Below are 7,089 nucleotides of genomic sequence, written 5' to 3' on the forward strand. Positions count from 1 at the left end.
TTGCATCGCAGGCAAGCCAGCTCCCACATTTGACCGTCGCTTTCCTCAAGCTCAGTGCTGAGTCTTGTGATCCAGCGCCGCGTAGAAGTTGGCGCTTTGCTGCAGGTATTTTTGGGTGTAGGCACTGGTGCTGGATTTTTTACCGGAAACGTCCACGCTGGCGGCGGCAGGCAAGGCCACGGTAGCGGAAACAGCAGAAGCGGCGATGATGGAGAAAAGATTCAAGTTCATGTCGGTAACCCTTGTGTTCGTTTGGTTAGGTGGCCGGGGAAGGCCTTGGAACCAAACTTACGCCCGAGGGCTGAACCTTAGAAATGCTTTGAAACAGTAGCCGCTATTAATAGAATTAATACACCGGGTCAGGCCCCGCACTGCGGGGCCTGTAGCTTATTGACGCACCAGGAACTTGAGGTCGCTGGGGGCATCAATCGCCAATTTCTGCACGGTTTTGCCAAGCAAGCCGGTCTTGGGGTCGCGTTCGACCACCACAATTTCGTTGCTTTTCTGGTTGGCGATCAGCAGGAACTTGCCGCTCGGGTCCAGGCTGAACTCGCGCGGGTGGTCGCCTTCCACGGAACGGCGCTGCAGTTCCTTGAGGTGCGCGGTGGCCGGGTCAATGCTGAACACCAGCATCTGATTGGCAGTGCCGCGATTGCTCACATACAGGAACTTGCCGTCGCTTGATGCATGCACCGCAGCACCGGCCTTGTCGGACACCGGTTGGCCGTCGGCAAAATCCACCAACTGAGTCTGCGTCAGCTTGCCGTCGTTGTAGTCAAACACCGCGACCTGGGCACTCATCTCAGTGGTCAGCCAGGCATGCTTGCCGTCGGCACTGAACAACAGGTGGCGCGGGCCGCTGCCCGGCGGCATTTGCACCGAAGCCGGGTCAGCCGGCGTCAATGGAAGCTCGTGATTGGCCTTGGGGTCGTAGTGATAGGCAAACACCTTGTCTGCGCCCAAGTCCTGCACAAACACGTACTTGCCGTCCGGTGACGACACCACCGAATGCACGTGGTTGGAGGCCTGGCGTTCAGGGTTCACGCGGCTCGCCGGGTGCCCGCTCAACTGCACCGGCGCCGACAATTTTCCGGTCGCATCGATTGGCAGAACCGCCAGGCTGCCGCCCGGATCCTCCAGCACCGAATAGTTGGCGACAAACAGGTAGCGTCCATCGGCGGCCACGCTGGAATGGGTGGGCTCGTTGCCCAGGCTCTGCACCTGATTGATCAGCTTCAACTGATGGTTCTGCGGGTCAATGCTGTAGCTGCTGACGCGGCCGACCGGGTCTTTCTGGCCCGGGCCGTTTTCATTGACCACAAACAGGTGCTTGCGGTCTTTGGAAATCGTCAGCCAGGACGGGTTGGCCGCCTTGGCCGCAAGTACCGGTTTACCGCTGAACTGGCCGGTACGGCTGTCAAATTGCAGGCGGTAGATACCTTCACTGGTACCGGCGGTGTAGCTGCCCACCAGCAGTTCATAAGTGTCAGCCGGTGCGGCGTGTACCGACATCGCACCGACACTGCCCGCCATCAGCAGGGGCCAGAATTTACGCATTATCATCCGCTTCGTCCTCGTCGTTATTGTTGCCGGTGAAAGCACTCAGGCAGATCAGGCGGTGCTCGCCCGAATCACCGGTAAGGGTCCAGCTTTGCAATGTGTCGTCAAAGACAGCGGCCTGCACCTGTTCCAGGCTGAAGTTCCAGCGTTTTTCAGCGCGGCCGTCCATGGCGATGATCAGCAGGCGCTCGGCGTTGAGCTCAAAGTCAAACGCGTGCAAACCATCGATTTCAAGCATGTCGCTGGTGGCGAGGACGGTGTTCAGGGTGGCAGCAGTCATGGCAGTCAATCATCTACGGGAAAGCGCCAATGATAGCCCAGCATGGCGGATCGAGCGCCGCTTTCAACCCTGCAAATGCTACAAATACCCCGAAACAGACGCCTCAACCCCGCGCCAATCAAGGCGTCGGCGCTGCTGAAAGGTCTGCGACGAAACAGTTGATAACGCATTGCCGACACCGAGAGGGGCCTGGGCGGGTATTTTTCCCGGCGTGTGTTTTATCCCTAAAGCAAAGGAATCGCTTGCATGCTATCGGTCAGCACTGCTTCACGCCCGTACTCGTTCTCCCTGCCCGCCGAATCTGTACCCTCCTCGTCAGCCGCGCCCATTGCACCGGTTGCGCCACAGTCGTTGCGCTCGCAGCCAGCACTGCGAGGCGCCCCTCAGCCACCCAAGGGCGCACCTGCCGACATGCCCGCCAAGGTGGTTGCAGAACACTTCGCCAACCGCCCCAGTGTGCGCTCGGTGGTCGCCGAGTTGCTGGCGCAGGCGCTCAAGGCGCAGTACCCGACGCTGGAGATCAATATCGCCAAAACCTCACTGGCCGTGCCGATCAGCGCCGCCCCTTTGCAATATGAACTGACGCCTTTACTGGACGTGGCCCTCGACCACCTGGCGTCCGGGGCCGAACTGGATTTCACCGACCGGCATGGCCAGCCCTGCCGGTGGATGGATACCACCCGCTATAAGCTGCTGAAAGTTACCCATACGGGCGGCCACCTGGTCATGCCCCTGGACATGCAGACCGTGGAAATAGCGATCCGAAACCTGCGCCCCTTGCTCAAGCCAGCGTTTTCGCAGGCACTGAGCCAGTATTGGGGGAACCAGGCCTTTGCTGCATCACCGATCAGCCATTGGGCATGGCTCAGCGACACCCTGCAGAACACGCTGCGCATTGCGTCCCTCAAGCAACCGGGCCTGGATGAACAGCAACGCCAGACGCTGGATCAGGTCACGCGCTATCCCGATTCGGCCGAGCGTATAAAAATGGCAGGAGCATCAGCCGCCCAGGTGTTTGTCGTGGAGTCCACACTGAGCCAGGCCGGAAAAACCAGCACGCTCCTTAGCCCTGACCTGCTGATCACCCGGCAGATCGACGGCCGCCAGTTGATACTGCACGCAAGCGCTGCGGGCGTGGTGACGCCCTACGACACTGTGGAAGCCTTCGCCAAGGCGTGGGAACGGCAGCTCAGCAAGGACTTTGTGTTCGATCAACTGGCGTGGAAAAGATCAGCACCTGACGGCTCCATTTTCGATACCCAGGCCGCCATCCTGCTTGACCGGCAACTGCAAAACCTGGAGGCGATCGAGCTGCCGGCTGCCACCAGCGTCGAAGCGCTTGAACAGCTGTTTTCCCTGGCGAGTGCCACCGCGCCATGGTTCAACGGCGCCCTGCACTCGCCAGCGGCTGCGCTGGAACCGCTGGCGCGCACGCTGCCTGATTGGCTCAAACGTGCCGGTGGCGCCGAGCGTTTTACCTACCGGCAACACACACTGGCGCTGGCCAGCAGCGTGCGACGCAATAACGGCCGCACCTTCCTGAGCGACATACCGGACATCCACACCTACACCGAACAGCAACTGGACGCGCATCTGGCAAGCAAAGGCTATCGCGCCAGGGACCTTGAAATCACATTCAACGTAGCGGTGGGTACGCTGGGTGGTGGTTACATCGAGCCGGTCAAGATGAGCCTGGTGCAAATGGCCCTGGACAACCTTGCCGGCCTGCCCAAGGGCAAGATGGACATACGCCTGCGCGGCCAGCCGGTGACCGATCCGCACATGGCGCAACAACTCAAGGACCTCATCACCCAGGTCGACATTGGCAAGCGCTACCCGGCCTTGCTTGAACAGCACTTGCTTGGCGATAACCCGCAGACTCGTACCCGCCAGGCGTTGTTCAGCGAGCAAGTGCCCGTGCAGCTCGCCATGCAGGCCATGGAATTCAAGCTGCGCGGCGAAAACGGCCTGACCGCACGCGGCTACCGGTTGATCGAGGCCGTGATTCAACCGGGTACTGCCCCGCGCCAAATTGACGGTGTGGACATCACCGTGCGCCCGCTGGCGTTTGTGCGTAAACCGGGTGCGGCACCCGACGTGGTCGAGAACATGTTTTTAATCGAGCCGAAAGACCTCGCAAAGGGCCCGCACATTCTTTACCGCCCCCAGCTCTCGCCTCCCCTGCAGGAATTTTCCAGCCGCGAGGCCGTGCTTACCGCTATACAGCAGCCGGGGCCGTTGCAACAAAGTGTTCTTGCCTGGCTACCGGACGCCAAGACCCGCGCGGTGTACGCCAACGGTGGTTTTCACACGCCGCATATCACCCACTACAGCGTGTTCAACGAGTTCGATGCCCCGCAGACACCCAAACCCACTCACCTCGCCGCAGATGGCTACGGCGCAGCTGCAGCATTGCAACAACATCTGAACAACGGCGAACTGATGAAACATCTGTTCAACGCCAATGCCCACAGCCTGGTCTCACTGGCCAAAGACCAATCCGCCTCCGATGCTGAAAGCCGCTGGGCCTCCCACAAAGAGTTGGGCTGGTTGCTGTTCAACACCTTGCTGCCGGTATTGCGCGGCCCCGGAGCCATGGTGGGTTGGCTGCTGCAAATGGCAGCTGTAGACAACGATCTGGAACGCATGAGCGACCCGGGCAATGCGGACCCTGCCGCAGCAATGGTCGATCTGCTGGTGAATATGGGCACCCTGTTGAGCCACTCTGCGGCGTCCTCGGCGCCCGGGCGGTCGTTGGGGAACCTGCCCTTTGCCCAGCGCCCCGAGGTATTTGTGCCACTGGGTCGTTCCGCTGAAAGCCCCATTGCGACGGCACCCGGCGCGATTCGCGAAAGCCTTCCGGCAACTGCTGCCCAGTTCAATGAAGCCGCCACAAGCCCATTCGATTTCGCGTTTTCCGCTTCGCGCGACCTGAGCGCCAGCCAGCGTGCGCGCATCGCTTCATTCGCGGTACCGGCGCCCACACACCCAGGCGAGCCCATTGCCCAAGGCGCCACTCAAGGGCTGTACTCGATTGGCAGCCAGTTACAGGTCCAGATTGACCAGCAATGGTTTCAAGTCGCCCGCGACCTGGACGGCGTGTTTATCATTGATGCACAAGATAAAAGCCGTAGCGGCCCACCGATTCAACGCGATGCAAGGGGCCAGTGGCGCCTCGACCTCAGTCCTAAGCTGCGCGGTGGCATGCGTAAAGGTGCCATGGGGCGCGCGGTCAGCAAAAACATGCAAGACAAGGCGCTGAAAGACGCCGAATACAACCGCCATTTCCTCGAAGGCTTCAACGCCTCCGACGCTCACCGCAACGCCGTCAAACAACTCGGCAACACCATGACCGAGTACGAGCACGCCCAGAATAATCTGAGGAAACTGTGGGCGTTGAAAAGTCGCCCTGCGTCAGCGGGTCTTTTCGATGCCCGCTACGCCGAGCAGCTGCAAACGACTGAGGCGCTCAGGGCGACGGTCGATCAGCAACTGCTCGAAATCGAGCCATTGACCCAAGCACACCTGGCCGCCGGCGAAAAAACCGTGGCCAGTATCAGCCCCAGGAAAATTGCCGGGCTGGATGACCTGTCCGAGTACAAACAGAACCGTTCCCTGGAATACCGGGGAATGCTCAAGGCAGTGGAAGACGTAGAGGATATTCACCGCAGGCTGTTTAATATCAGCAACCAGTACATTGCCAGCGGTGAACCCTTGGCTCAGGTTGTGCAAGCGGCCAGGGAGCGCTCCCTGCACGCTTACGATGCAACGGTTCAAGCGTTCGAAACCACCTACCGCAACCGTGAAAAACTGCTGAAGGCCAAACAGGCCATCAACCGGCAGTTTGAACAGTGGAAAAACGACTCCCCCTACGGGGCCAAGCAGGCCGAGCAATACATCAAGGAGCGTTACAACACGCCTCCTGATATCGACTTGCTGTCGGCCAGGCTCAGTATCCTGACCAACCTCAAGGAGTTGAGCATCAACCGATCTGCTTCGGCCCGCGGGACTGACGCCGCGTTCTTCCTGAAACGCTTTGGCAACACCCCCATGGAGCGTGTCAACCAAGCCTTTCTCGACCAGCGCGAGTATCGGGGCTATACGCTTGAGGAACGCCGGGCCACGCTGCAGACGATCATCGCGACGTACCAGCAATCCCTGAGCGACGGGATTTACCTGCAGGAAACCTGCCCGGTCCTGTTCCGCAGTGAATATCACGCACTGTTTACCCAGCACCTGAGCGAACTCATCGCCGACGCCGAGGCAGACCTTGCACAGGTGATTCGCGAAGAACAGCACCTGGCCCCGGAAATACCTTCGCGAGAAGACCGCCAGGCAAAACCGCACAACCGCAGGGTATTCAAAACCCGTGACAACCAGACCTTGATTGGCACACTGCGCCCCTCGGAATCGGGCCATAACGACATCATTGATGTACTGGACCCGACCACCGGAAAGTCTCTCGCCAGCTACAGCGAACAACCTTCGCAGCGCGAGTGGGTGGAGATTGTAAGAGGGCCCGACATTCAGGAACCGCGTCTGCCGTCACCCAAGTCCTTGAAGACCTACAAGGCTGACGCACACACCCTTCTCGAAGAAGCGGCCAAGCTGGAAGCGACGATCATTTATCAGAAGCGCAAGCTGAACGATCCAACACGTCGCGACACCCTGAACCCGCTGGACTGGTACGACATGCTGCAAGCCAACGCTGACAAAGTACGCGAGGTCGCCCGGCAAGCCCTGGCCAACCATGGCACCCAGGAAGAAACCGCCAACCTGGTTGCACAATGGCGATCGGCAGCCGATGACCTGCAAAAAAAGGCAATCCAGCACGCTGCCGATGGCTATCGCGTGCAGCCGCCGAAACCGGAAAACGTGGATTTCCTGTGGCGTCACGGGTTTGTCGATATCAACCTGGTAAAACGCGATGTACCGACAAGAAGCGGTGATGTGTTCACCGAATACGCGGTGCGGGAAAAGGGCAAGGTCGACGTCCTGTGGTACGCCCACTTTCACTACCCGCAAAAAGGCGCGGTGCGTAATACCTACACGGCGGCGCATTTGAAAATTGCATCCCAGCGCGCCAAGACTCAGAAAGACTTGATCAGGGAGGCCGGCAATAACCGGATGCTGGAGCAGATCATTCGCTCGCGGATCACAAGCCCGCTGGATGAGAAGTTGTTCTTGAAGCTGTAGGCAACAAGCCCCGCAAGAGCGAATCAATTCGCACTTGCGGGGCACTTATCAAT

At 59.6% G+C, this 7,089-nt stretch carries 4 protein-coding genes; 1 reads left to right on the top strand and 3 read right to left on the bottom strand.

From position 1 onward, the window contains the following. Nucleotides 1-51 precede the first annotated feature (51 nt). The 3 genes from WBB95_RS00170 to WBB95_RS00180 form a co-directional block, all read right to left on the bottom strand. A complete protein-coding gene (locus WBB95_RS00170; protein ID WP_424485749.1) occupies nucleotides 52-231 on the bottom strand; it encodes a hypothetical protein in 180 nt (59 codons plus the stop codon). 156 nt (nucleotides 232-387) lie between these two features. Further along, nucleotides 388-1,563 (bottom strand): lactonase family protein, encoded by a 1,176-nt coding sequence (locus tag WBB95_RS00175; RefSeq protein WP_424485750.1) that lies wholly within the window; start codon nucleotides 1,561-1,563, stop codon nucleotides 388-390. Beyond that, entirely contained in the window at nucleotides 1,550-1,840 is a 291-nt protein-coding gene (locus tag WBB95_RS00180; protein WP_424485751.1) for a DUF5629 family protein, read from the bottom strand. Before WBB95_RS00180 ends, WBB95_RS00175 begins: the two co-directional genes overlap by 14 nt. Before the next feature lie 246 nt (nucleotides 1,841-2,086). Between WBB95_RS00180 and WBB95_RS00185 the strand changes: the two genes are divergently transcribed. Further along, complete coding sequence (locus WBB95_RS00185) at nucleotides 2,087-7,036, top strand: dermonecrotic toxin domain-containing protein (protein WP_424485752.1); 4,950 nt, start codon at nucleotides 2,087-2,089, stop codon at nucleotides 7,034-7,036. The last annotated feature ends 53 nt before the right edge of the window (nucleotides 7,037-7,089 follow it).

Origin of the sequence: Pseudomonas sp., from assembly GCF_049645325.1 — a bacterium.
Classification (GTDB): Bacteria; Pseudomonadota; Gammaproteobacteria; order Pseudomonadales; family Pseudomonadaceae; genus Aquipseudomonas.

Coding starts and splice junctions, on each gene's coding strand:
- WBB95_RS00170 (WP_424485749.1), bottom strand. CDS start 231: ATGAACTTGAATCTTTTCTCCATCATCGCCGCTTCTGCTGTTTCCGCT.
- WBB95_RS00175 (WP_424485750.1), bottom strand. CDS start 1,563: ATGATAATGCGTAAATTCTGGCCCCTGCTGATGGCGGGCAGTGTCGGT.
- WBB95_RS00180 (WP_424485751.1), bottom strand. CDS start 1,840: ATGACTGCTGCCACCCTGAACACCGTCCTCGCCACCAGCGACATGCTT.
- WBB95_RS00185 (WP_424485752.1), top strand. CDS start 2,087: ATGCTATCGGTCAGCACTGCTTCACGCCCGTACTCGTTCTCCCTGCCC.